Below are 24426 nucleotides of genomic sequence, written 5' to 3'. Positions count from 1 at the left end.
TCATTCCAATCCCAGGATCTTCCGAAGCTCCTCCAATCGTTCCCGACTGACCGGGAGCTTCGTCTTCAATGGATCCGAAAGGACCGCCAGGTACTTACGGTCCCCTTCATGTTCCAGTTCCTTCAAAAAATCCAGGTTAACAATGGCGCTCCGGTGAATGCGGAGGAACTTCTTGTCATCTAGGCGTTTTTCCAGCATATCCAGGCTGTCATCGGCCAGGAGTTCCTGGCCTTCGACCAACAGGATGGCGTAATGGTCCCGCGCCACGACCGCCGAGATGCTGGATGGGTCGAAGACCCGGTACTTGGAGCCCGTCTTGACCGCCATGCGTTGGGGGTTCTGTCCCTTCTCCCATTTTTCCAGCAACCCTTGCAACTGATCCAAGGATCGCGGCGATTTGCGTTTGCGGACCTTTTCCACCGCTTCCTTGAGGCGCTCGGGTGAGACAGGTTTGACCAGGTAATCGGTGGCCGAAAGCTCGAAAGCCTTCAGGGCATGTTCACTGTAAGCCGTCACGAAGACCACCGCCGGACCGTCACCGCCCCAGGTCTTGGCGACCTCCAACCCGTTCAGCTCGGGCATCTCGATGTCCAGGAAGACGACCTCGGGCTGTAGTTTCTCCGCCATCTGCAGGGCCTCCACCCCATTGGAAGCCTCCCCTACGACCTTCAGGTCCTTCAATTCGCCCAACATCCTTGACAAGCGTCCCCGGGCCGGGGCTTCATCATCAACGATCAGGACCCGCATGTCGGCCTCCCTCATGGGTGTTTTCATCGTAGACCAAAGGCAAGCGCAGCTCGACCTCTGTCCCGGCCGGATCCCGGGATCCGATCCTCAGGCTTCCTGCTTCCCCATACTCGAGCGCCAATCGTTTGCGCCCGTTCTCCAAGGCGGTCCCGGACCCTGCGTAAGGCGACTTACCGAGACCCACCCCGTCATCCTCCACCCGGATGACCAAACCACCCGCCTCTTTCCCACAGGAGAGCCAGATCTGCCCCCCTTTGGCCTTGGAGGACAGACCGTGCTTCACGGCATTCTCGACCAAGGGTTGGAGGATCAACACCGGGACCAAGGGAGCGGCCAGCTCCAATTCCTTTTCGACCCGGAAGGTCACCTTCAGCCGCTTGCCGAACCGGGCTTGTTCGATCTCCAGGTAGTCGCGGCAGAAATCCAGCTCCTGGCGGAGCGGATGCCGGGTTTTCCGTCCGGCGGCCAGGACCCCTTGAAGGAGCCCCGAGAGCTTGACCACCATCTTCTCGGCCTTCTTCGGGTCCTGGGAGATCAATGCCGCCACCGTGTTGAGGGTATTGAAAAGGAAATGGGGGTTCATTTGGTCCTGCAGCCGTGTCAGGAGGGCACGCAAGCGCTCTTTCTCCAGGGCTTCCGCCCTTAACAAATGGTGTTGGGCCGTATCCCGCAGGTCCAGCCAGGACTTGAAGACGAAGCAGACCAAAAGAAGGGTCCAGACCCAAAAGATCTCTTGGCCGTAATATTCCCATTTGAACTGGGGGACGATCGGGTCCCCTTCATAGAAAAAATTGATACCCGCGACCATGATCCGAAGCGCCAGATAAAGTCCGGGAGGCGCCAGGAACGCCAAAAGAAGGAGGAACCAACCCGTCCCGTGGCGCGGAGGGGTCCGGGCCACCCTTTTCGCCCATGCCCTTTCCAGGACCAGATAGAACCAGGCGACCACCAATCCAAGGGAACAAACAAAGGTGGCCTCCAGAAAGTTCCAGCCCCACCTAAAAAGGATCGAGGCCCAAGAATGTCCCCCAAAGAATGCGGAGACCGCGAAGGTCCAAAGGGGGTTCAACGCCAAAAGCAGCTTGAGGCTTGACAAAAGAAAGGAACGATCGAAATCGATGACGAACAGATCTTTCCAGGTCCGGTTCGACGGGACCCGGCCGACCGGCTTTTCGGTCAGGACACCGGGGACCGGTGCCATCGGAATGGTCTTTTTCGAGGTTTGGATCATGCCACTTCCGTTCGTTCCGGGCCCCACAGTGGGTTCCGGCTGGTTCACCACCTAAAGAATAGACCAACCGCTTGAACGGGGTCGGCACCATGCCCCGAACCGCCGAAAAGCGCGCCCAAAGGGGCGTTTGGCCTATGTTATACTGCGTTTTCGAGGGGCCAAACCCTTCTTCGTCCGGGAAAACGCACAAGCCCGAACCCAAACCGATCCAAAGGCCCGGGATTGAAAACGATCCACGCTTACGTCCTCAAGGAGATGTTCCCATCCTTCCTCCTGAGCGTCTCCCTCCTGACCCTTCTGTTCATGGTCAACAAGGTCTTCCTGTATTTGGACCTGGTCCTCAGCAATAAGGTCTCCCTGGGCCAGACCCTATTCCTCTATTTGAGCCTCCTTCCCTTCATCCTTTCCCTGACCATTCCCATGGCCATGATGGTCGGGACCCTGCTTTCCTTCGGACGTTTAAGTTCCGACATGGAGGTCACGGCCTTCAAAAGCGGCGGCGGCCACCTCTTTCACCTTATCGCTCCCATCCTGTTCCTGGGGGTCGGGATGACGGCCCTGATGCTTTTTTTCAACGACCGGATCATGCCGGAGGCGAAGTTCTTCTTCAAGAAGACCGAATTCGACATCGTCCGGAACAAGGCCGATGTGGCCATCCGCGAGAATGTTTTCATCGACCAGTTCGAGGGACATCAATTCATCATCGGACGCAAAGACCCTTCCGGTACCCTTTCGGACATCAAGGTCTTCGATCATTGGGCACCCGGGGCCACGGTCCAGACCACCTTGGCCAGGACCGGTTCGGTCTCCACCGACCAGAAGAATTACCAGGTTTTCTTCGACCTGCGGGACGGCGTCATGTCCTGGGCCAACAGCAATTTCCACACCTACAACCGCCTTTTCTTCGACCGCTACACCATCCGTCTCAAACTAGAAGGGCGGATCCCGGGCAGCAACGACCTGAAGAAGGATTATGAGGAAATGGACCTCCCGGAGATCCGCCGTTCCATCGGAACGGAGACCGATCCCGAACGGATCGACCATCTACGGGCCGAATTCCAGAAAAGGCTCGCCCTGCCCTTCGCCTGCCTGATCCTCCCCTGGTTTTGCGCCCCCTTGGGGTTGTGGCTCCGGTCCAAGGGTTTCATGGGTTTCGTCCTGGGCCTGATCCTCATCTTCCTCTATTACCTGATGTTCATCTTCGGCCAGACCATGAGCAACGAAGGGCGGCTTTCCCCGTTCCTGGGGCTTTGGGGGGCCAACCTGGTCCTGGGAGCGGGCGGCTTCCTGGTCTATTTCCTGGCCGTGACCGAACGCCCCCTCTTCAGGCGGCGGGCCACCGGAAAACAATGAGACTCTTGCCCCGTTACATCCTTTCCGAATTCCTCAAGCCTTTTTTCCTGGCCCTCGGGGGATTTGGGGTCATCTTCCTGCTGGCCCAGGTCTTCCAGGAACTGCAGTTGCTGCGGGACTTCAAACCGCCCTTCGGGACCGCCCTTCTCTATTTTTCCTATTTCCTCCCCGCCTTCCTGGTCCAGGTCATGCCGCTGGCCTGTCTCTTCGGGGTCCTTTTCACCCTCAGCCTCTTCTCCCGCGGCAACGAGCTGATGGCCATGCGATCCGGGGGCGCGAACATCCTTTCGGTGGCCCTTCCCCTCCTTTTCGCGGGAGCCCTCATCGGGACCTTTTCCCTTCTTTTCAATGAAACCATCGTCCCTAAGGCGGAAGAATTGAAGACCCAGGTCCGCGACGTCCGGATCAAGCACCAACCGGAGACATCCTTCAACAAGATCCGCCAGAACCTTTCCTTGGTGGGGGCCGATGGGCGGCTCTACCACATCGGCACCTTCGACGGGGCGCAGAACACCCTGGCCGACTTTTTGATGCTGGAATTCGGGCCGGACGGGCATATCCGGACCCGAGTGGATGCCAAGAGCGGAAGTTACGAGAACGGGGAATGGATCTTCCGGACCGGGACCCAACGCGTTTTCGACGGGAACGACGACGAGATCGGTTCGACCAATTTCGACACGCTCTCCCTGGCCCTACCGGAGGATCCCAGGGACTTCCTGAAGGAACAACGCGAAGCGCAGCAAATGAACTACAAGGAACTTTCCGCTTACATCGGCCGGTTGCGAAAGAACGGCATGGACGTCCATAAGGAGGAGGTCTATCTCTTCTACAAATTCGCCTCGCCCTTCGGTTGCGTCATCCTCGCGCTTTTGGGAGTACCCTGGGGCTGGACCATGCGGAAATACACCGGAGGCGTCCTTTCATTCGCCATTTGTCTGATCGTGGGGCTTGTTTACATCGGGGGGATGGAGATCGGACAACACCTGGGGGAATCGGGGGTCGTCAGCCCCTTCCTTTCGGTCTGGGTGGTCAACCTGATCTTCGCGGCCGCCACGCCCTTGATGCTCCTTTGGAAGAACAAGTAGCGGTTCATCAGACGATCCGGATGAACAGGCCCCTCTGGCGGGCCAGGGCCAATGTCCTCTCCTTCTCCAACAGGAAACACTTCCCGGCCTCGATCACCATCCCGGCCGCCTTGGACCGGGACAAGGCCTGGAGGGTCGCCGGCCCGACCGCGGGAACATCGAAACGCCAATCCTGATGGGGGCTGGCGACCTTGAAGAGAACGGCCCCTTTTCCGCCCCACCGGCCCGCCCGGCGAATGGCCTCATCGGTCCCTTCAGCGCCTTCCACCGCCACCACCGCCCCCTTCTTGACCAGGAGGGTCTGTCCGATCCCCTCCCGCGCCAAGATGCGGGCCTTGCGAAGGCCCCACTCCAGCGCCTCCGATGCCCCCGGGCGCCCCACCGACTCATTCTCCTTGGCCAAAAGATGCGTCAAGGCCTTACGGGAGTCCATCAGGTCGATCCCGTCTTTCTTTAGCTCTTCCCCGATCCCCTTGAGGATCGTTTCCCCGGACCGGTCCTTTAAACGGGCCAGGAGGTGAATGGCGCGCCAATCCAACCTGGGATCCTTCAAAGCGGAAGAATGTTGGACCTTCCCTAACATGACGGCCCTTCGAACACCCTGCTTTTTAAAAAAGGAGATCAAAGAGCCCAATTGACCGACCGAGATCCAAAGGCACCCGGGGAGCCGTTTTTCCAGAACGGTCGGGGCCGCTCCTTTTATAAGGGCCGCCACGATGCGGTCTTGGGAATGCCGGGGCGAACGGACGAACTCCAGCGGGAGACGGCCCGCTCCTGCGATCAGACCGATGGATGAAGAAATGGACATTTAACGGACGATCCCGCGGGTGGCCAGGGCCAGGAATTCCAGGATCTGGCCGACCTCGGCGGAACCGGGAAGTTCGGTCTTGAGGGCCGCCATGGCTTCCTTGAGGGTCAGGTTCTTTCGAAAAATGATCTTATGCGCCTGTTTCAAGGCCTCGATCGAATCCTTGGAAAAACCGTTCCGTTCCAGCCCGACCTGGTTCACCCCGTAGATCTTCAAGGGCTCATCCCCGGCGATCATATAAGGAACGATATCCTGCACCACCCGGAAACCGCCCCCGATCATGGCGAAACGGCCGATCCGGACGAACTGATGGACCGGGGTCCCGCCACCCACGGTCGCATGGTCCTCGATGACCGCATGGCCGCCCAACATGACCCCGTTGGCCAGTTTCACGTCGTCCTGTATCACGCAGTTGTGGCCTACATGGGCCTGGATCATGATCCAGTTGCGGTTCCCGATGACCGTCTTGGAGCCTTCCCCGGTGCCCGGATTGAGGGTGGCGTATTCGCGGATGATGTTCTCATCCCCGATCTCGAGGAATGTGGTCTCCCCTTGGAACTTCACGTCCTGGGGTTCACTACCGACGACCGCGCCCGTAAAGACGCGGTTCTTTTTTCCCAACCGGGTGTGGCCCACGACGACACAATGGGCCCCGATCTCGGTCCCTTCGCCGATCTCGACATAGGGGCCGATGATGGAATAGGGACCGACCGAGACACCTGGCCCCAGCTTGGCGGCCGGGTCCACGAGTGAGGTCGGATGAATGCCCAAGGGTGCGGGAGCCACCTAGAACACCTTTTCCCGTTCCACGATGGCACAGGTCAATTCGGCCTCAACGGCCACTTTGCCGTCCACCAGGGCCTTCCCATGGATCTTGCCGACCTTGGAGCGGAGAGAAAGCACCTCGATCTCGAAACGGACCTGGTCCCCCGGCAGGACGGGTTTTCGGAACCGGGCGTTATCCACACCCGCTAAATAGAGGATCTTCCCGGCGTTGGAAGGGTCGATCAGGAAACAAACCCCGCCGGCCTGGGCCATGGCCTCGATGACCAGGACACCCGGCATGATGGGATGACCGGGGAAATGCCCCTGGAAGAAAGGTTCGTTCGCGGTGACGTTCTTGATGGCCACGACCCGCTTGTTGAGCTCCAATTCCAGGATCCGGTCCACCAACAGGAATGGATAGCGGTGCGGAAGGATCTTTTGGATCGCTTGGATATCGTACATTTTTTCCTCGCTTGTTTCATTTTGGGGCGTTTTCCCGAATCGCTCCAGGATCGCCTTGGCCAGCTCGACATGGTACCGGTGGCCTCCCTTGCGGACGGTCACCTTGGCCCAAAGGGGCCTGTTGAGGAGGGTCAGGTCCCCCAGCAGGTCCAACGTTTTATGCCGCACGACCTCGTCCTCGAAGCGGGCCGGGCCGTTCAAAAGGCCTTTTTTCCCGAAGACCATGGCGCATTCCAGGCTCCCTCCCTTGATCAGCCCTTGGCGGCGCAGGTGCTCGACCTCTTCCTCGAAGCAAAAGGTACGGGCCGATGCCAGTTCTTCCTGGAAATGGGAGGCTGTTAATTGAAAGGTCCGGTTCTGATCCTCCAAGCCCGGGTAAGGGAAGGAAGTGGTCACATCCAAGTGAAGGCCCTCCGCCGGTTCGGCCTTGGCCAGCACATCTCCCCACTTCAGCTCGATCGTTTCGGTGACCCGGATCGGGGAACAAGCTTGTCCCTGGTCCTGGGTCCCGGCCTTCTCCAGAAGATCGCAAAAGGAGCGTGAACTCCCGTCCATGATGGGCATTTCCTCGCCGTCCATCTCCACTTTCAAGTTGGTGATCCCCAGTCCTTGGACCGCGGCCAGGAAGTGCTCGACGGTGTGGACGATCGCATTCTTCTCGCCCGAAAGGGCGGTCCCGCGGGCCGTACTGGAAACGGCAAAGGGGGTCACGGGTATCTCCACCCCCAGGTCACTGCGGAAGAGCTTGAGCCCTGAGCCGGCGGGCAGGGGGGAAACCTTCACGAGGCATTTTTTCCCCGTGTGGAGGCCCGTTCCCTCGAAGGTAAAAGGACGGCCGATGGTCTTTTGATTGGGAAGGTCAACCGCCATGGGTCTGGTTCCCTTTCAGTCCCTCCAATTCCCTCTCTAGGGAACGGATACGCCGGAGCATCTCGGGCAACTGGCGATAGGCCGCCACATTTTTCATTTCGGCGGTCATGGTATTGTGAGGGGCGCCGAAATAGACGCCCTTTTCCGGGATGTCCTCCATAACCCCCGTGCGCGTCGCCAGGACCACCTGGTCCCCGATCTTGATATGGCCCGCCAAACCGACTTGGCCGCCCATCACCACCTGGTCCCCGACCTGGGTGGAGCCGGAGATACCGGTGAGGGCCGCCATGACCGTATGCTTCCCGATGACCACGTTGTGTCCGATCTGGATCAAGTTATCCAATTTGGTCCCCTGCCCGATCCGGGTGGTTCCCAGGACCGCCCGGTCCACGCAGGTATTGGCGCCCAGTTCGACATCGTCCTCCAGGACCACGTTCCCCACCTGGGGGATCTTGCGGTAGCCGGCCCCCTCCTTGGCGAAACCAAAACCGTCCGATCCCACCACCGCGCCCGGCTGGAGGATGACCCGATGGCCCAGGACGCACCCCTCCCGGACCACCGAGTTGGGATAAAGGCGGCATCCATCCCCGACCACGGACCCTTCGCCGATGAACACACCTGGGAAAAGGACCGAACCGGCCCCGACCCTGGCCTTTTCACCGATGAAAGCACCTGGCATGACCGTCGCCGATGGATGGACCTGGGCCGAAGCACAGATCCAGGAACCGGCTTGGACCCCAGTCGGAAGGGGCGTTTCCGGATGAAAAAAGGCAATGGTGCGGGCCAGGTCCGAATAAGGATTCTTGCTCAACAACAGGGGCTTGGACCATCCAGGAACGGGCTCACCGCAAAGGATGGCCGAAGCCCGGGTCGAAAGGGCGGCCTTGAGGTATTTCGGGTTGGTCACGAAGGTCAAATGGCCTTCGGTCGCCGATTCCAACGGAGCGACCCCCTTCAGGAGGGTTTCCCCATCCCCCTCAAAGGAGGCCCCCAATTCGGCGGCCAAACTCTTCAACGTGAAGGAAACGCCCATCCTGTCGGCTCCGGGAAATTATTTCTTATCGTCCGAATCGTCCTTCATTTTCTTGAAGCGCTCCAGGATATCTTTTGTCAGATCGACCTGGGAGGCGTTGTAAACGACCTTCGAGGAATCCAGGACCAAGTCCACATCCTTTTGTTTCGCCACTTCCGCCACGATGGGCTTGATCTCATCCACCAAGGCCAGGGTCATCGCGCTTTCTTTGTCCGAGATCTCGTTACGGATCTGGGCGTCCCTTTTCTTATATTCGGCGAATTTTTCGTCGAACTCCCTTTGCTTTTTCGCCTTCATCTTGGCCGAGATCGCCGACTTTCCGGTCAGTTCCTTGTTCAGGTCGTTCAGCTCCTGATAGGCATCGCTAAGGTCGTCGGTTTTTTGCTTCTCCCACTTGGCCAACTTCTCCTTGGCCCGCTGGGTCCCGGGGTATTCGTTGAAGACCTGGGACATATCGACAACGGCGGTCTTGAAATCATGGGCGAAAACCGCGGACGTTAGAAGGAAAAGCACGGCAAAGGTGATCGAACGCATGGCAACTCCTGGACTGGAATGGATTCGTGGAACGAAAATATTACACAATTAGGACGACAGGGACAACCAAAGGGGTCAACCCACCCTAAATTCGATGAATTTTTCCATGATCTCACGGAAATGGGGGTGCATATCCCTGAACCGCAAGCCGTATTCATATTTCCCGTGGTTTGGAAAATTGGCGTGATTGGCCCGGACCACCTCGGCTTCCGCCCGAACGACCTGCTTGAATTCCTCCAGCGGGAACTCGACCTCGAGCAGGGAACCGATCTCGATGTAGTTCTTGGTCGCAAGGAAGAACCCCGTCCGGCTGACGTTGGACATCAGGTTGTTCCCATTGTGGAGCTCGGATTCCGGTGGTTCCCCTGACGGGGAATTCATCAGCCGGAAGCGGATGTGGATGCGGACCGGGAACCGCGCGGCGATCCGCTGGTCCGAATGGGGGGAAGAAGGGATCATCCTGGCTCCTTTTTCAGGAAGTCGTGCAATTTATCAAGGTCCTCGGGATAGACCGGGATCAATTGAATGCCACAGTGGAACCCGTTCCCAGCCCCATCCTTACGGCACCAGACCACCTTGGCGACGGAGCGGATCCTTCCCGTTTCCGGCAGGTCCAGCTCCAATTCTAGGACGTCCCCTCGTTGAAAGGGTTGGGTGCTCGCGATCTGGAGCCCGCTGGAGGAAAGGTTATTGAGCTCGGCCTCGGAACCCAAAGAGGGGTCCTGGACGTCCTTTTCCAAGCGTTGGAGATCGAAGACCTTGAACCGGACCGGAAGGCTCAGCAGGACGCGGTCTTCCCTTCTTTTTTCCAGATCCATGACACCGTCCAAAAGCAGATTGCCCTTGGACGCCATTATGGCACGGAAGGAGAGGGGACCTATTTAAAAAGAGGCGGGACTCAGAGGAAGAGAAGGACGGCGGTCACCACGGCCGTAGCGCCGACGGCTAGGACCTTGACGGTATTCGAGGGTTTTTGTTTTTGATTGTCGACGTTGGATATCTTCATGGCATCAAAGGGGCGTCCATAGCTCCAGAACTCCTCCTCATTGACCTCCGGTTTTTCCTGGGTCACGGCTCCCTGTCCGGCGCTGGCGACCGCCGGTTGGGCCGTGGAAGCCCCCGCCGCCATGCCGGAGAAAGGCATGAAGTTCACGCGTCCCAAGCTCGGGTTATAGGCCCCGTCATAAATAGTCCGCATGATCTGTTGGGCGTCCGCGATACGGAAGTCGTTGTTCGGGGCCAAAAGGGTCTTCGCCGAATAGTTCACCATGTTGTACTTGAGGTTGTTGTAAATGCGGTTCCCGGTGACGGTGGGAGTGCCGAAATCTTTCAGGTAGAAACCATAGTTGTTGTTGTAGATGTCGTTGTTGGAGATGACCGGGTTCGCCGTGGCGTCCAGGAGGGCGATCCCCACGCTGTTGGCGGTGATCTTGTTGGCCATGATCTTGGGCTGGGAGTTGCCCATGATCTCCACGCCGCTCTTGGCCCCGAAGAGAATGCACTGGCTGATGGTGGGGGAGGAACCGTTGCAGACCACCCGCCCTCCCTTGATCGTACTGACTTGGAGGACGGAGTTCATCGGGTCGGAGTTATAGAAATAGATGGCGCCCCAGAGGGAGCCCGCGGTTTGGGGGGTGAAGGAGACCCATCCCGTGGAATTGCCGATGGCACGCAAGCCGCCACGGACCACCAAATTCGGGGTGGAGCCGACCTTGGCGCCGGCTGGAACGGCGAACTGGACCTCGACCCCGGCATCGATGGTCAGGGTGGCACCCGGAGCGATGGTGACATCGCTCTGGATGACATAGGGACTGTTGTCCTTGGTCCATTCCGTGGAGGTGGAGATCGTTCCGCTGACCGAGGTCGGGCCCGCCGCGAAGCTCTGCGGGGCGAATCCCAGGATCAGGGCAAAGGTTAAAATCGATATCCACAGTTTCATGGAACGGCCTCTTTTCAAGGTTTTGTTGAAAAAGCAGCTAAAGTCTAACAAATGGGTTTTTCTTTGCAAAGTCATTTCCCCCAACCGCCGAAAAGGGGGACCGACGGGACCTTCGACCTTGGGATGCCGAGGGCGGTTTAACCGGAAACCTAAAAGCGTTAAAAGGAACGATTTGAAACCGGAACGGGTCCGTCACCGAGGTCGCTCACGGTCCCTCAGGGCAAAGACCGGATCAAGTCCAACCGCTCTTCGGATCGTTCGTGGCTGAAAGGATTGTCCGCCGATCGAACGCGAGGTTCGATCGGGGATCGGAATGGTGGAGGTGGTGGGAATCGAACCCACGTCCTGAAAAACATCCGTAATGGGCCCTACGTGCGTAGCTCAAGAAAGAGTCTCGCCCCCCGCTCGCTCTCGAGCGGCCGGCGGAGAGCCAGCCCCATTGGTTCTCGTCCGCCCATCGGTGGAACAACCCTGTGGCGGACCAGCCTACTGCTTACGTTCCCTCCCCCTAATAGGCATCAAAGGCGGAACGCTAACCGCTTAAGCGGCCAGAGCTAACTGATTGTCGGCAGTTAAACCGTTGCCATGTTTGACGAGCGATGGCGCCTCGACACGCACCCAAAAGTTCAGTCTCCCAGTCGAAACCGGTCACCCCCATAAAATGAACCACAAAATTCAAAAAGACATTTTATGGTGCCCTGGCCTTCCGGCGAGCAACAGGAGCCGGATGCTTTGCACAGGGTACGGATCTTGTGACCCTCAGGACATCCACCCAGCAAAGCCGGGTGGAATGTTTGGACCGAGGGCATGAAATATTAGATCTTTATGCCCAACTTCTCAAGGATGGACGGGATATCCGCCAATTCCACGTGTTTCAACCAGAGATCGTCCGGATAGATGAGGACATTGGCCCCTTCCTCGCAGACATCCAGGCACTTGCTCTTGGAAACCCGGATCCGTTTGGCCTGTCCGGCGGCCTTCACCGCTTCCTTCAATTTTTCCGACAGTTCCTTCCCGCAGAAGGTGGCACCGCAGGAGACCCGTTCCCCCGGTCCCCTTTCGTTAACGCACACGAAAACATATTTCTCAAAAGCCGGTTTGCTGGACTCCATGTCACTCCCCCATCACTTTGATAATGAGACGCTTCTTTCGTTGGCCGTCGAACTCCGCGTAATAGACCTGCTGCCAGGGTCCAAGGTCCAATCGGCCCTTGGTCACCGGGACAACGACCTGATGATGGACCAACATGCTCTTCAAATGCGAATCGCCATTGGTTTCCCCGGTCCGGTGATGGCGGTAGCCGTCCTTGTAGGGAGCCAGTTTTTCCAGCCATTCGTCGATGTCCTGGATGAGGCCATCCTCCGCATCATTGACATAGACCCCCGCGGTGATGTGCATGGCCGAGACAAGGACCATTCCCTCCTGGACCCCGCTCTTTTGGACCGTTTTTTCGACATCATGGGTGATGTTGATATATTCCCGGTGTTTGGACGTAGCGAAGGTCATGTACTCGGTCAGAAATTTCACGGTTCCCTTATCCCTTCAGGACCAACAGCAACCCTAGGAGAAGCAATATAGCGCCCACGCCCCTCCCCTTCCAATCCCGCCGTTCCTTCAAGTGAAAGACACTCAGGAAGAAGGCCACTACCATGCTCACGCGAAAGAGCGGGCTCACCCGGCTCACAGGAATATGGAAGAGTGCCAGGTAAAAGGTCACCGTCCCCAGGAAGGAGAAGAAAGCCAAGTCGCGGTTGGTCCAAATGTTCTTGCCCAACCTGGAAAAAGACCCGGATGGCCCCTGTTGAACGGAAAGCGCCGTGGTCAGGCAGGCACCGGACGCGAAACAGAACGCCGCGTGACTAAAGGGGCTCCCAAGGCCGATCACCGACTTACTGAAGAGGTTCCCCACCGTCCCCGCCAGCGCCGCCGCCAGTCCCCACCAAGACCAGTGGTCACGATAATAAAGCCAGACGGCCCCCGCCACCACCAGCAGGATACCGGCCACCAACCAGGGTGTTACCCTTTCCCCCAGGAACGGGACCGCCAGCAGGACCGTGAAGAAGGGTGCGGTGTTGGCCAAAGCATAGGTCGAATAGTAATCTCGACGGGACCCCCGGGCCAAGGTCCAAACGTTCAACGATTCCAACAGCCCAGCCAGGGCAGTGAAAGCCCACCAACGGGCCGGGAGTGGCCCGGCGCTTACGAACGCCAGGGGCAACAGTAAGATCACCACGCCCCAGCGGACCGAGGCCGCGAAGGGCAAGGCTCCCTCGGTTTGAACTCGCCCCTTGATGCGGGAGGTCCATAGGGCATTGAAGGTCCCCGAGGCCAGGGCGCAAAGGGACCAGATCATGCTAACGCCACCAGGACCAGACCCACCAGGATCAATCCCCCGCCCAAGGCCTTATGCTTCCAATCCTTCCGCTCCTTCAACAAGAAGTAACTAAAAAGGAAGCCGAAGAGAAGATTGGCGCGGACCAAAGGATTGATCTTGGAGGCGGGCGCATGGGCTAGGGCCACATAAAAAAGGACCGACGCCAGGAAAGACCAAAAAGCGGGAGCCAGGACCCCCCGCCATTCCTTACGCATCACCTTGGGCCGGAGGGCCGAATGGGCCAAACTTTCCAATGGGATAAGACAAAGGGCCCCGATCCCGAAGGACCAGAAGGCGAAGAAGAGGGGCGGTGAATCCGCCAAGGCCATCTTGTTCACGATGACCCCAGCCGTTGAAAAGACGGCGCCCCAAAGTCCACCCCAGGACCAGGCTCCCAAACGGTGGAAAACGAAGGCTCCCAACCCGATCAAGACACCCCCCAAGACCAAGGAACCCGACTGGGATTCCGGCAGGAACAATGGCGCGGCCAGGACCGTAAAAAAAGGGGTCAGGTTATAGAAAGCATAAGTCGTGTAGTAATCGGTCTTGACCCCTCGCACCAGCATCCAGGTGCGGAGTCCCTCGAAAAGGCCGGCCAAGAGGGTCAGTCCCCACCACTTGAGGGAAAGCGGCCAAGTCCATTGATAGATGGCGAGCGGCAGGAGAAAAAGGGCGGTCAAGAGCCGGAAGACAAGGGTGAATTCACGGGGGGAGAGGCGGACCAGGACTTTCTTGGAGATGGCCGTCCAAAGGGCATTGAAGAATCCGGCGATCACCGCCATCCAAAGCCAGATCATGGAATTTCAGCCAATGGGTTCTTCGTCGAATTGTTCCTTGTCGTTCAAGACCCACGACTTCATCGAGGCGAATTTTCCTTTTTGGATGGACATGATGACATAGGAAAATCCGGGCCAGGCCGCCTGCCGATCGGTCTCGGAAGCCTTATCAGGATGGTCCGGATGCGAGTGGAAGATGCCGACCACATCAAGACCCTTTTGGCGAGCCAGGGCCTCACCCTTCATATAATCCTTGGGGTCCATGTCGTAGCGGGTCTCAGGCTTGTGTTTGTTGAGATTCCCGCATTCAAAAATCTCGGTCACAAGCCGTGTCTCCCCGGCCTTTCCGAACATGAGCCCGCAGATCTCATGGGGGTAGCCCTTTTCCCCGATCGCAAGCATTTGGTTCCGCGCGCCCTCATCGAATCGGATCATTATTCCCACACCCTTGTGGAAAGATATTTGTCCCCCGAATCCGGGAAGATCGTGACGATGCAGCCTTTTTGGATGCGCTTGGCCAATTGAACACATCCCGCCATGGCGCCGCCGCTCGAGAGACCACCCAAAATACCCTCCTGGCGGGCAAGTTTTTTGACCCATTCATAGGCTTCATCGGTATCGATCGGGATGTTCTCGTCGTAGGCCTTTGGGTCATAGATCCCAGGAACGATGGAAGAAGCCATGTGTTTCAACCCCTCCAAACCATGGAAAGGCTGAGCGGGTTCCAGCGCGATGATCTTGGCGGAAGGCTTCAATTCCTTGATCCGGTGCCCCGTTCCCATCAAGGTCCCGCTGGTGCCGATGGTGGCCGCGAAATGGGTGATGCGGTCGCCCAACAATTCCATGATCTCTTCGGCCGTGGTCAACCGGTGGGCCTGGGGGTTCTCCGGGTTGTTGTATTGATCGGGCACAAAATAGCGTCCCGGGTCTTGCTGATAGAGCTCGCGGGCCAATCGGATGGCGCCGTCGGACCCTTCCATCTCGCTGGAATAATGGACCTCGACATTGAAGGACTTGAGGATCCGCTTGCGCTCGTCGCTGACGTTGGCCGGGACGGCCAAGGAAACCTTGTAACCAAGGGCCGCGCCGATCCAGCCATAGGCAATGCCCGTATTACCCGAGGTGGCGTCCAAGATGGTCTTGTCTTTCGTCAGCTTCCCGCTCTTGATGCCTTCCTGGATCATTCGAAGAGCCGGACGGTCCTTGACCGACCTCCCCGGATTGAAGTTCTCCAGTTTCGCCCAGAGTTCGACACCCGGAACCCCATGGCTGTGGATCCGGACCATGGGCGTCCGCCCGACCAACTCGGTGACGTTCTCGTAGACGCGGGGCGGGTTCATGGCGGTCGGGGTCATCCAGGCTCCAAAATGAAACAGCCGCGGATAGGACAGATCCCACCCGCGGCTTGGTTCGCGGCTTACAGGTTGTAGAAAACTTCTTTGCCCATATACCGGGCGGCGTCGCCCAGTTCCTCCTCGATCCGAAGCAACTGGTTGTACTTGGCGATACGGTCCGTGCGGGAGGCCGAACCCGTCTTGATCTGACCCGCGTTGGTCGCCACCGCGATATCGGCGATGGTGGTGTCCTCGGTCTCGCCCGAGCGGTGCGAAACGATGGCCGTGTAGCCGGCCTTCTTGGCCATCTCGATGGCTTCCAGGGTCTCGGTCAAGGTCCCGATCTGGTTGACCTTGATGAGGATGGAGTTGGCGATGCCCTTCTCGATGCCGGATTTGAGCTTTTGGGTGTTGGTCACGAAAAGATCGTCCCCGACGATCTGGACCTTCTTCCCCAGCTTGTCGGTCATCATTTTGAAGCCGTCCCAGTCATTCTCGTCCAAACCATCCTCGATGGAAATGATGGGGTACTTGTCGCAAAGGTGGCTGTAGAAATCCACCATCTGCTGGCTGTTCTTGTTCTTCTGGGCCTCGGCCTCGAGCACGTATTTCTTGCCCGCCTTGTCGTAAAAGCTGGAAGAGGCGGCATCCAGCGCGATCATGACATCCTTCCCCGCGTGGTACCCCGCCTTCTTGATGGCTTCCATGATGACCTGCAAGGCCTCCTCGTTGGACTTCAGGTCAGGCGCGAACCCGCCCTCGTCCCCGACGGCCGTGTTGAGCTTCTGGTCATGGAGGACCTTCTTCAGGGAATGGAACACTTCGGCGCCCATTTGAAGGGAATGACGGAAGGTCTTCCCGCCCACGGGCATGATCATGAATTCCTGCAGGTCCACGTTGTTGTCCGCGTGGACGCCACCATTGATGATGTTCATCATGGGAACGGGCAGGAGGTTGGCGTTGGAACCGCCGATATAGCGGTAGAGGGGCAGTTTGGCGGAAGCGGCCGCGGCCTTGGCGGCGGCCATGGAGACACCCAGAAGGGCGTTCGCCCCGAGCTTCCCTTTATTGGACGTTCCGTCCAGTTCGATCATGAAGGCGTCCAGGGCCCTTTGGTCCATGACGTCCATCCCCTTGATCTTGGGAGCGATCTTCGAGTTCACGTTGGCAACGGCCTTGAGGACACCCTTCCCGCCGTAACGGGTCTTGTCGCCGTCCCGAAGCTCGACCGCCTCGTATTCACCGGTGGAAGCGCCCGACGGCACCGCCGCGCGACCCAGGGTCCCATCTTCCAGGTAGAGATCGACCTCAACGGTCGGATTCCCGCGGGAATCCAGGATCTCACGTCCTTTGACCTCGGCGATTCGGCGGCTCATGCGTCCTCCTAAAAAGTTGGTGGCGGCTCGAAGAAGGGACGATTCTAACGGGGACCCGAAAGGCCCGCAAGGACCGTCGGCTTGGGATTTGTCAGAAAGAATCCAGTTCGTTGAAGGTCAGGCCCGTGACCAGTTTCGGGTAGAAATAGGTGGATTTCTGGGGCATCCGTTCCTGTTTCAGCGCCACTTCCCGTAACTGTTCGATGCGGGTCGGGTTCAGGAAGAAGGTCGCCGCGAACTCGCCTTTCCGAAGGCGGGAAACCGCTTCCTCCGCCTTGCTGGTGAAGGAGATCTCGTGCTCCACCTTTTCCTTGGTGATCCCAAAGAAGGGCTCCAGGATCAAACGGTGGAGCAGTGTCACATCCAGTTTCTTTTGGGCATCCGAAACATCCTTCAAGAGGGGCGACTTCGCGACGGCCTTCGAGAACTGGAGGGCGTAGAGCTTTTTCCCATCAAAAGAGAGACCGAGGGTCGGTCGTTTCTTCCCCAAGGACGCCAACCAATACCAAGGCGCGGAACCCGCCAGCGGCTTCTTGTATTCATGGATCTCGCCCAGGCTCGAAAGACGGCTGAGCAGCAAGGACGGGGACGAAATATGGCGCTGGGGCAGCATCCGGTGGGTCGGCAGGATGACCAGCCCCGGATCCTCCATGGCCACGAACATCATTTGAACATAATCGAAGGGACGGGAGCCCAAGGGTCCCTTGGACCATTGGGCACAATGGGATTGGAAAGCCAAGGCCGTCTCATAACGATGATGCCCGTCGGCGATGAAAAGCGTCGCGGAGCCGATCTTCTTCTGGAGCGTGCCGATCCACTTGGGATCGGAGACCTTCCAAACCTGGTTGTGGATCCCCTTGGGGAATTCGACCGAATAGGTCGCCTGGGCCTTGGCGGCGGCCGCCAGCATCTTTCCCACTCCTTTTTGGTCCGGGTAGAGGGAAAAGATGCAGCTGAAATTGGCGTGGGTCGCCTTCATCAACTTCAGGCGATCCGCCTTGGGGCCGCTCAAGGTATGTTCATGGGCCAGGATGCCGCCTTTTTTGTTGCCGAAGGGCGTCAACCGGGAAAGGGCGATGAAACCGGTGCGGTGGTAGACCTTGCCGTCGATCTTGAAGGTCTGGCGGTAGATGTAAACGGACGGTTCCTGGTCCCGGACCAGTGTCCCCTTCTTTTTCCAGGCGCCGAAGGATTTCTTGGCCCCCTGATAATCCTTCGGGCCATGGACCGCATGGCTGGGATTCCCGATGATCAGGCGGATCACGTTCGCCGGGTCAGCGGCCCGCAAAACCTTTTTCTGTTGATTGGTGATGACGTCATAGGGCGGGGCGACCACCCTCGCCATTTGGGAAGGGGTCCGTTTAGAATAACGCCATGCCCGGAACGGAATGATCTTTGCCATGATAGGCCTCGCTTGTTTTTAATGGGATCTTGGGGACAACGGGATGCGGCGCTTCAGCTTTTGCGGTTGAGGAGTTTCTTGACCTCGTCCATGAAGGCATTGATATCCTTGAATTGCCGGTAAACACTGGCAAAGCGGACATAGGCCACGTCGTCCAATTCCTTGAGGCGGTTCATCACCATTTCCCCGACCTCGGTCGAGTTGATCTCCTTGGCCGACCGTTCCATCAACGCATTTTCGATATCGTCCACGAGGGACTCGATCTTTTCCGAGGAAACCGGCCTTTTCTCCACGGCCTTCCGCACACCGGCCACGATCTTCAACCGATCGAAGGGTTCCCGCCGTCCATCCCTCTTGACCACCATGGGCAGGATCTCCTCGATCTGCTCATAGGTCGTAAAACGCTTCTCGCATTTAAGGCATTCCCGCCGGCGGCGGATCGCCGATCCCCCTTTGCTTGGACGGGAGTCCATGACCTTATCCTCTTGATGACCACAAAAGGGACACTTCATTCAAGCACCTCTAGGGGTTGTGGGTGGCGACGTTGGGCCGGATTATACCATAGGTAGAGGGCCCGACAAGAAAGGCTTCAATCCGGAGGGGGAAAGGAACGAAAAGAAGGGGAATCCTAAGGAACGATCTCGGTCCCAACACCCTGGGGCGTGAATATCTCCAATAAAAGGGCGTGGGGAAGGGTCCCATCGATGATGTGGGTCTTATGGACCCCCGCTTTGACGGCCTGAAGACAAGCGTCGATCTTGGGGATCATCCCACCGGAGATCACACCCTTCTTCACCAGGTTCGGCACTTCCCGCGTCCGCAGGGTCGAGATCAAACTTTTGGGGTCGTCCTTCTTCTTGCATATCCCTGGAACATCGGTCAGGAAGATCAGCTTTTCCGCCTTCAGGGCCGCTGCGATGGCCCCAGCGGCCTCATCGGCATTGACGTTGAAGCTCTTCCCTTCTTCACCGTATCCCAAGGGAGCGATCACGGGGATATATCTCTCCCGGTCCAATCCTTCCAGGACGGCCGTGTTCACTTTTTTCACCTTGCCGACGAATCCGATATCCTTCCCCGTCCTCGACCGGACCCGGTCGACCTGGAGCATGCCGGCGTCCTTACCTGAAAGGCCGATCGCACGGCCGCCCAGTTCATGGACCAGGTGGACCAGTTCTTTATTGATGGTCCCGGCCAGGACCTTCTCCACCACCTTCATGGTGGCCTGGTCGGTCACCCGCAACCCGTCCACGAAACGCGGCTTGATCCCCATGGCCTCCACGGCCTTGGTGATGTCCTTGCCGCCTCCGTGGACGACGATGGGCCGCATTCCGACGAATTTCATGAGGACGATATCCTGGAGGGTACTCCGCAGGGCGGCGTCGCCGGAGCGGGTGCTTCCGCCATATTTGACCACCACCGTCCGGCCGGACCACTTCTTGATATAGGGAAAAGCCTCCACCAGGATCTGGGCCTTCTCGATCGAACCTTGCATGGCGGGCCTCAGTTGGTGGCGGGTTCGGCGGCAGCCTCAGCCTTGGGGAATTCCTTGTAGTCGCATTCCTTGTTGGGACAGGCGACGTGAGGACCCAAGGTCTTGAGGTACTTGTCCACCAGGTAGGGACTGGCGCATTGGGGACAGGCCCGGTTGATGGGCTTGTACCAGGAGATGAACTTGCAGTCGGGATACTTGTTGCAACCGTAGAAGACCCCGCGCCTGGACCCACGGGAAACCACTTCCCCGCCACAACCCAAAGGACACTTGATGCCCAAGGGGATGGGTTTGGCCGTCTTACATTCGGGATACTTGGAGCAAGCCAGGAACTTCCCGAAGCGTCCCCGCTTCACCACCATGTCGGCGCCGCACTTGGGGCACTTCTCGTCGGTTTTGGCGTCCTCCTCGACCTGGATGGAGCCGTCCGTGGTCTCCTTGAGGCTCTTGGTATTCTGGCACTCGGGATATTTGGAACAGGCCAGGAACTTCCCATGACGTCCCCATTTGACGATCATCATCTGACCGCATTTTTCGCACGGGATGTCGGTCACGACCTCGATCTTGCTTTTTTCCTCGCCCATCATCTTCTCGGCTTCCGCCAAGACGTCCTTGAAGGGGGTATAAAAATCGCCGATGACCTTACGCCATTCCTGTTCACCCGCTTCCACCTGGTCCAATTCCGATTCCATCTTGGCCGTGAATTCGTAATCCAGGACCGTTGGGAAATTCTTCATCAACAATTCCAGGACCAGCTGTCCCAATTCGGCCAGGAAGAACCTGCCACCCTCCTTCTTCACATAATGGCGGGCTTGGATGGTCTCCAGGGTCGGGGCATAGGTGGAGGGGCGTCCGATGCCCATCTCCTCCAAGGTCTTGACCATGGAGGCGTCGGTATAACGCGGGGGAGGTTGGGTGAAATGCTGTTCAGGCTGCGGACCTTTCCATTCGGCCTTCTGGCCCTCGCTGATGCCGGCAAGCTTGTTCGGGTTGACCTCTTCCGTATCCTCGCCCTCGGCCCCCGGTCCTTCCTTTTTGTCCTCGTCCGCGGACTCCTCATAAACCTTGGTAAAGCCCTCAAAAACGGTCTCCGTACCGGTCGCCCGAAAGACCACTTCATTGCCGGAAATCTCCACGCTGGTCTCACGGTATTGGGCATTGCTCATCTGGCTGGCGACGAAGTCCTCCCAAATGAGCTTGTAAAGCTTGAACTGTTCCGGGGTCAGGTGACTTTTGACCTGTTCGGGGGTGCGGTAGACGGAAGTGGGTCGGATGGCTTCATGGGCATCCTGGATCTTGCCTTTGGCTGACGTATCCCGCTCCCCTTGGGCCTGGAACTTATCGCCATAGGTCTCCAGGATGAACTTCGCCGCTTCGGTCTTGGCTTCCGGGGAAACGCGTTTGGAATCCGTCCTCATATAAGTGATGAGACCCACGGGACCGGATGAGCCCATTTCGATACCTTCGTAAAGTCCTTGGGCGATCGACATGGTCTTCCGGGCTCCGAAGCGCAGTTGCTTATAGGCTTCCTGCTGCAGTTTGGAGGTCGTGAAAGGCATGGGCGGTTTCTTGGATTTGTCCCGGTGCAGGACGGCGGAGACCTTGAAATCCGCGCCTTGGATCCGGGCGATCAGGGCCTGGGTATCGGCTTCGGTCTTCAGGACCGGCTTCTCCCCGCTCACCTTGGCCAATTTGGTACGGATGACCCGGCCGTCCTCCATGGTGAAGTCGGCCTCTAGGGTCCAATATTCCTCGGGCTTGAACCCCTCGATCTCCTTTTCCCGTTCGTAAATAAGGCGCAAAGCCACGGATTGGACCCGGCCAGCGGAAAGACCGCGGCGGATGTTCTTCCATAACAAGGGGCTGATCCCATAACCCACCAAACGGTCCAAGACCCGGCGGGCCTGCTGGGCATTGACCATGTTCAAGTCGACCTCGCTCGGCGTCTGAATGGCCTCTTCAATGGCCGATTTGGTGATCTCGTTGAGCCGCAACCGGTAGATGGTCGGTACGGTGGCCAGGGTGCTCAGGAAGTTTCGGATGTGCCAGCCGATGGCCTCCCCTTCCCGGTCCGGGTCCGCGGCCAGGTAGACGGCGGAGGATTTCTGGGCCGCCTTCTTCAGTTCCTTGATGATGGAGGCCTTACCACGGATGGGGATGTATTGGGGCTCGAAATTCTTTTCCAGGTCCACACCCAATTTGCTTTTGGGAAGGTCGATCAAATGACCTTTGGAAGCCAACACCAAATATTCCGAACCAAGGTATTTATTGATGGTCTTGGCCTTGGAAGGCGATTCCACGATCACAAGTTTCTTGTTCGGTTCCTTCTCTTTTTTGGCCTTGGCCACGGGATTCTCCGATCGGTAGTGGGAAATTAAGGCGGGACACGATATTCCGGCCAATGGGGCAAAGAATAGGAAGGCTCTTGCGTTCTTGTCAAGTTTCGCGCCGGTCGGGACAAAGGCCTCTGGCGGCTCGCGGGTTGGATTTCGTCATATAAACAAAGGTTTTGGGAAGAAAAACACCCGGACGAAAATTATCGTCAAGGACCGCTCACAGTTTGAAATAACAATGTCCCGGAGCCTGTTGGACCGCGCCTTTCATTTCAAGAACCAAGAGCAGTTCATTGATCCGGCGCAATGGCAATTGGGTGTCCCGGACCAACAGATCGACGTGTTGGGGAGCGAACGTGAGCTTCTCCAAGAGGGTCCGTTCCTCCGGGGACCAGTCCACCGCAAGACCTGGAGCCGCCGGTCGCCCACGACGTGCCTTGAAGACCGTCTCCGCCCTAAGGTCGTTGAGTTCGTGGAAAATGTCCTCGGCCCCCATGACCAGTTTGGCCCCTTGTTGGATCAGGGCATGGGCGCCTTCCGATTCGCTATGGGTGATGGGACCGGGCACGGCAAAGACGGGACGCCCCTGGTCCAACGCGTGATCCACCGTGATGAAGGACCCACTATCCTTCTTGGCCTCCACCACTAGGACGCCACGGGAGGCCCCACTGATTAGCCGGTTCCTTTGCGGGAAATGGAGGGCAAGTGGTTTTGCCCGGAGGGGATATTCGCTGAGGATCGCCCCACGGTCCGCGATCTCATTCGCCAGTTCCCTGTTCTCAGGCGGGTAAAGGTTCAGAAGCCCGCTTCCCAGGAAGGCCAATGTCCTTCCTTCCGGAAAGCGGAGGGCCCCCCGATGGGCCTGGGAATCGATGCCGCGGGCCAGGCCGGAGACCACTGTGTATCCCGCCCGGGCGATGTCCTCCGCAAGACGAAGGGCGGCCTGCTTTCCGTAAGCGCTGGGTTTCCGGCAGCCAATGACCGCGATGGACCTCTGGTCCCCTTCCCCAAGGCTCCCCTTTCGCCAAAGGACGAAAGGAGGATCGTAAAGATCGGCAAAAACACTTGGAAAATCATCATCCCCCTCGACCAATGCCTCGATCCCATGGGTTTCCGCTTCTTCCAATTCCCGTCCGACCCGCTCCACAGGGTCTTTCATGGCCAGCACCTTCTTCGCGGAGGAAAGGTTCCAATCTTCCAAGGAGGCCAATTCCGCCTCCGAAGCCCCAAAAAGGTCCCCCAGGTCCTCGAACCTTGCCTTGGCACCCTGGAGCCTGCGGGGTCCGATGACCCCCGAAAGATGGAGCGCTAGTAGGGCGTTTCGTCGGTCCATGTTCACCGGTCTATTCGGGAAGAACGGCTTTGTTAGGACCGACATCCTTGGCCTGCGCCAGTAGTTTTTCGGCGTTGTCCAATAGGCCGATATGGTCGGCCGCATGCTTGGGAAAGGTGCAGGCGCTGATGTTCAGGAAAATGGGGGGAGCATCCCCCATGACCTGCTTGAAATGCTTGAAGACCCGTTTGGCGATGATGCCGTAGGTATTGTTGGCCGTATCGGGAAGGATCAGCCCGTATTTGTCCTTTTCGATCCGGCAGATGATATCGACCCGCCTCAGGCTCTTGGACAGGATCTCGGTGATCTGGGTGGCCGTTTTCCTTTCTGCGGCTTCTGGCCCTTTTCCGGGAACGGGAGAAACACTCAAGAACATGAGGCTCAGGTTGCGGGAATAGCGCTTGGCCCTCTCCACCTCGATACCAAGGCACTCCGAAAAATATTCACGGTTGAACAAACGGGTCTCTTCATCCACTAAGACCAGGGGTCTCCGGCCGTCGTTCGTGTGGGGCGCGGCCGGTTCCGCCTCGGGGGTCCCCTGGGTCGGCTCCAGGACCGGCGGGGGAGCCGGCGGAGGCAGTGGCGTTGCCTTGGGATGGTCGAACCGTTCCAAGGCTTCCAAGAGGAATACGTTCCAACTAGCCCAGATCTCACCCAACTGGGTCAAGACCTCGTTCTCGTATTTTTGGGAATTCTGATGCGCACAACCGAAAAGCAGATAGATCTTTCCCGGGTGGTAAAGGACCTGAAAAATGCCGCTGTTGGGTTTTTGGATCCGCAGGGATCCGGCTTTATTGAAGACCGGCTTTCCGGTCATGTCCTGGTAGGTCTTGATGGGGGTCTTGGCGAGCGCGATCCTCTCTTCAACGCCAAGCCGGTAAAGACAGGTCTCCATGACCTCTTCCTTTCCCTCCAGGACCAAGGGGGAAAGGGTCTCTTCCGGCGCTCCAGCCCGGGCCAGGAAGACGCTGTCGAAACCGAAATGGCCGTTGATCTCGGTGCAACAGGCCTTGAGGGCGTCGGGGGTGACCGGATCCTGCCCACAGTGTTTGTGGAGTGTCCCCAGCAGATCGGTCAGGCTGTTCATAGTTCCCTCAAGTAAATAAACGACAGCGCCATTCGTCGTTCTTCCTGCAAGAAGAACGGTATTTTATCAGAACCATTTTGGAAAAACGTGGAAAA

Annotated in this window: 25 protein-coding genes and 1 other RNA gene; 2 read left to right on the top strand and 24 right to left on the bottom strand. The window is 58.1% G+C overall.

Going from position 1 to position 24426, the window contains the following annotated elements; translation table 11 throughout:
• Positions 1-747, bottom strand: coding sequence for a LytTR family DNA-binding domain-containing protein (locus VHE12_14600; GenBank protein HVZ82014.1), 747 nt, complete (start codon positions 745-747; stop codon positions 1-3).
• The gene (locus tag VHE12_14595) at positions 728-1978 is read right to left on the bottom strand and encodes a histidine kinase (protein ID HVZ82013.1); all 1251 of its coding nucleotides are present in this window, start codon (positions 1976-1978) and stop codon (positions 728-730) included. The genes VHE12_14600 and VHE12_14595 overlap by 20 nt, the downstream gene beginning before the upstream one ends.
• Before the next feature lie 222 nt (positions 1979-2200).
• Between VHE12_14595 and VHE12_14590 the strand changes: the two genes are divergently transcribed.
• The gene (locus VHE12_14590; protein ID HVZ82012.1) at positions 2201-3331 is read left to right on the top strand and encodes an LptF/LptG family permease; all 1131 of its coding nucleotides are present in this window, start codon (positions 2201-2203) and stop codon (positions 3329-3331) included.
• Positions 3332-3336: 5 nt separating this feature from the next.
• Entirely contained in the window at positions 3337-4416 is a 1080-nt protein-coding gene (locus VHE12_14585; protein ID HVZ82011.1) for an LptF/LptG family permease, read from the top strand.
• Between the two features lie 7 nt (positions 4417-4423).
• On the opposite strand, the gene lpxI is transcribed toward VHE12_14585, so the two are convergent.
• From lpxI to VHE12_14475, 22 genes are all read right to left on the bottom strand, one after another.
• Positions 4424-5224 carry a UDP-2,3-diacylglucosamine diphosphatase LpxI gene (lpxI, locus tag VHE12_14580; GenBank protein HVZ82010.1) on the bottom strand — a complete coding sequence of 267 codons (801 nt, stop codon included), beginning with the start codon at positions 5222-5224 and terminating at the stop codon, positions 4424-4426.
• Positions 5225-6010, bottom strand: a complete 786-nt coding sequence (gene lpxA, locus VHE12_14575) for an acyl-ACP--UDP-N-acetylglucosamine O-acyltransferase (GenBank protein ID HVZ82009.1) — start codon at positions 6008-6010, stop codon at positions 5225-5227.
• A complete protein-coding gene (gene lpxC / locus VHE12_14570; GenBank protein ID HVZ82008.1) occupies positions 6011-7321 on the bottom strand; it encodes a UDP-3-O-acyl-N-acetylglucosamine deacetylase in 1311 nt (436 codons plus the stop codon).
• The gene (gene lpxD / locus VHE12_14565; GenBank protein ID HVZ82007.1) at positions 7311-8354 is read right to left on the bottom strand and encodes a UDP-3-O-(3-hydroxymyristoyl)glucosamine N-acyltransferase; all 1044 of its coding nucleotides are present in this window, start codon (positions 8352-8354) and stop codon (positions 7311-7313) included. The genes lpxC and lpxD overlap by 11 nt, the downstream gene beginning before the upstream one ends.
• Before the next feature lie 18 nt (positions 8355-8372).
• The gene (locus tag VHE12_14560) at positions 8373-8888 is read right to left on the bottom strand and encodes an OmpH family outer membrane protein (GenBank protein HVZ82006.1); all 516 of its coding nucleotides are present in this window, start codon (positions 8886-8888) and stop codon (positions 8373-8375) included.
• 75 nt (positions 8889-8963) lie between these two features.
• Complete coding sequence (locus VHE12_14555; protein HVZ82005.1) at positions 8964-9347, bottom strand: PilZ domain-containing protein; 384 nt, start codon at positions 9345-9347, stop codon at positions 8964-8966.
• Positions 9344-9742 (bottom strand): PilZ domain-containing protein, encoded by a 399-nt coding sequence (locus VHE12_14550; GenBank protein ID HVZ82004.1) that lies wholly within the window; start codon positions 9740-9742, stop codon positions 9344-9346. Before VHE12_14550 ends, VHE12_14555 begins: the two co-directional genes overlap by 4 nt.
• Positions 9743-9786: 44 nt before the next feature.
• Positions 9787-10827 carry a right-handed parallel beta-helix repeat-containing protein gene (locus VHE12_14545; protein ID HVZ82003.1) on the bottom strand — a complete coding sequence of 347 codons (1041 nt, stop codon included), beginning with the start codon at positions 10825-10827 and terminating at the stop codon, positions 9787-9789.
• 314 nt (positions 10828-11141) lie between these two features.
• Positions 11142-11483, bottom strand: a transfer-messenger RNA (tmRNA) gene (gene ssrA, locus VHE12_14540).
• Positions 11484-11642: 159 nt separating this feature from the next.
• Entirely contained in the window at positions 11643-11939 is a 297-nt protein-coding gene (locus tag VHE12_14535) for a (2Fe-2S) ferredoxin domain-containing protein (protein ID HVZ82002.1), read from the bottom strand.
• Between the two features lies 1 nt (position 11940).
• Positions 11941-12354: a secondary thiamine-phosphate synthase enzyme YjbQ gene (locus VHE12_14530; GenBank protein HVZ82001.1), complete on the bottom strand. Its 414-nt coding sequence runs from the start codon at positions 12352-12354 to the stop codon at positions 11941-11943.
• Between the two features lie 7 nt (positions 12355-12361).
• A complete protein-coding gene (locus VHE12_14525) occupies positions 12362-13180 on the bottom strand; it encodes a DMT family transporter (protein HVZ82000.1) in 819 nt (272 codons plus the stop codon).
• Positions 13177-13998, bottom strand: a complete 822-nt coding sequence (locus VHE12_14520; protein ID HVZ81999.1) for a DMT family transporter — start codon at positions 13996-13998, stop codon at positions 13177-13179. Before VHE12_14520 ends, VHE12_14525 begins: the two co-directional genes overlap by 4 nt.
• Before the next feature lie 6 nt (positions 13999-14004).
• A complete protein-coding gene (locus VHE12_14515) occupies positions 14005-14412 on the bottom strand; it encodes a M67 family metallopeptidase (GenBank protein ID HVZ81998.1) in 408 nt (135 codons plus the stop codon).
• Positions 14412-15332: a cysteine synthase family protein gene (locus VHE12_14510; protein HVZ81997.1), complete on the bottom strand. Its 921-nt coding sequence runs from the start codon at positions 15330-15332 to the stop codon at positions 14412-14414. The genes VHE12_14515 and VHE12_14510 overlap by 1 nt, the downstream gene beginning before the upstream one ends.
• Positions 15333-15394: 62 nt before the next feature.
• A complete protein-coding gene (gene eno, locus VHE12_14505) occupies positions 15395-16687 on the bottom strand; it encodes a phosphopyruvate hydratase (protein HVZ81996.1) in 1293 nt (430 codons plus the stop codon).
• A 91-nt stretch (positions 16688-16778) separates the two neighbouring features.
• Positions 16779-18089, bottom strand: a complete 1311-nt coding sequence (locus VHE12_14500; GenBank protein ID HVZ81995.1) for a DUF1015 domain-containing protein — start codon at positions 18087-18089, stop codon at positions 16779-16781.
• A gap of 53 nt (positions 18090-18142) precedes the next feature.
• Entirely contained in the window at positions 18143-18601 is a 459-nt protein-coding gene (nrdR, locus tag VHE12_14495) for a transcriptional regulator NrdR (protein ID HVZ81994.1), read from the bottom strand.
• Between the two features lie 116 nt (positions 18602-18717).
• Positions 18718-19581 carry an acetylglutamate kinase gene (argB, locus tag VHE12_14490; GenBank protein HVZ81993.1) on the bottom strand — a complete coding sequence of 288 codons (864 nt, stop codon included), beginning with the start codon at positions 19579-19581 and terminating at the stop codon, positions 18718-18720.
• A gap of 8 nt (positions 19582-19589) precedes the next feature.
• The gene (gene topA, locus VHE12_14485; protein HVZ81992.1) at positions 19590-21926 is read right to left on the bottom strand and encodes a type I DNA topoisomerase; all 2337 of its coding nucleotides are present in this window, start codon (positions 21924-21926) and stop codon (positions 19590-19592) included.
• A gap of 205 nt (positions 21927-22131) precedes the next feature.
• Positions 22132-23244, bottom strand: a complete 1113-nt coding sequence (gene dprA, locus VHE12_14480; protein ID HVZ81991.1) for a DNA-processing protein DprA — start codon at positions 23242-23244, stop codon at positions 22132-22134.
• Positions 23245-23254: 10 nt separating this feature from the next.
• Positions 23255-24331: a diguanylate cyclase gene (locus VHE12_14475; protein HVZ81990.1), complete on the bottom strand. Its 1077-nt coding sequence runs from the start codon at positions 24329-24331 to the stop codon at positions 23255-23257.
• Positions 24332-24426 lie beyond the last annotated feature (95 nt).

Source organism: bacterium (assembly GCA_035549195.1).
GTDB lineage: Bacteria > Oederibacteriota > Muellerivitia > Muellerivitales > Muellerivitaceae > DASZRK01.
This window is presented reverse-complemented; position numbering and strand designations above follow the sequence as displayed.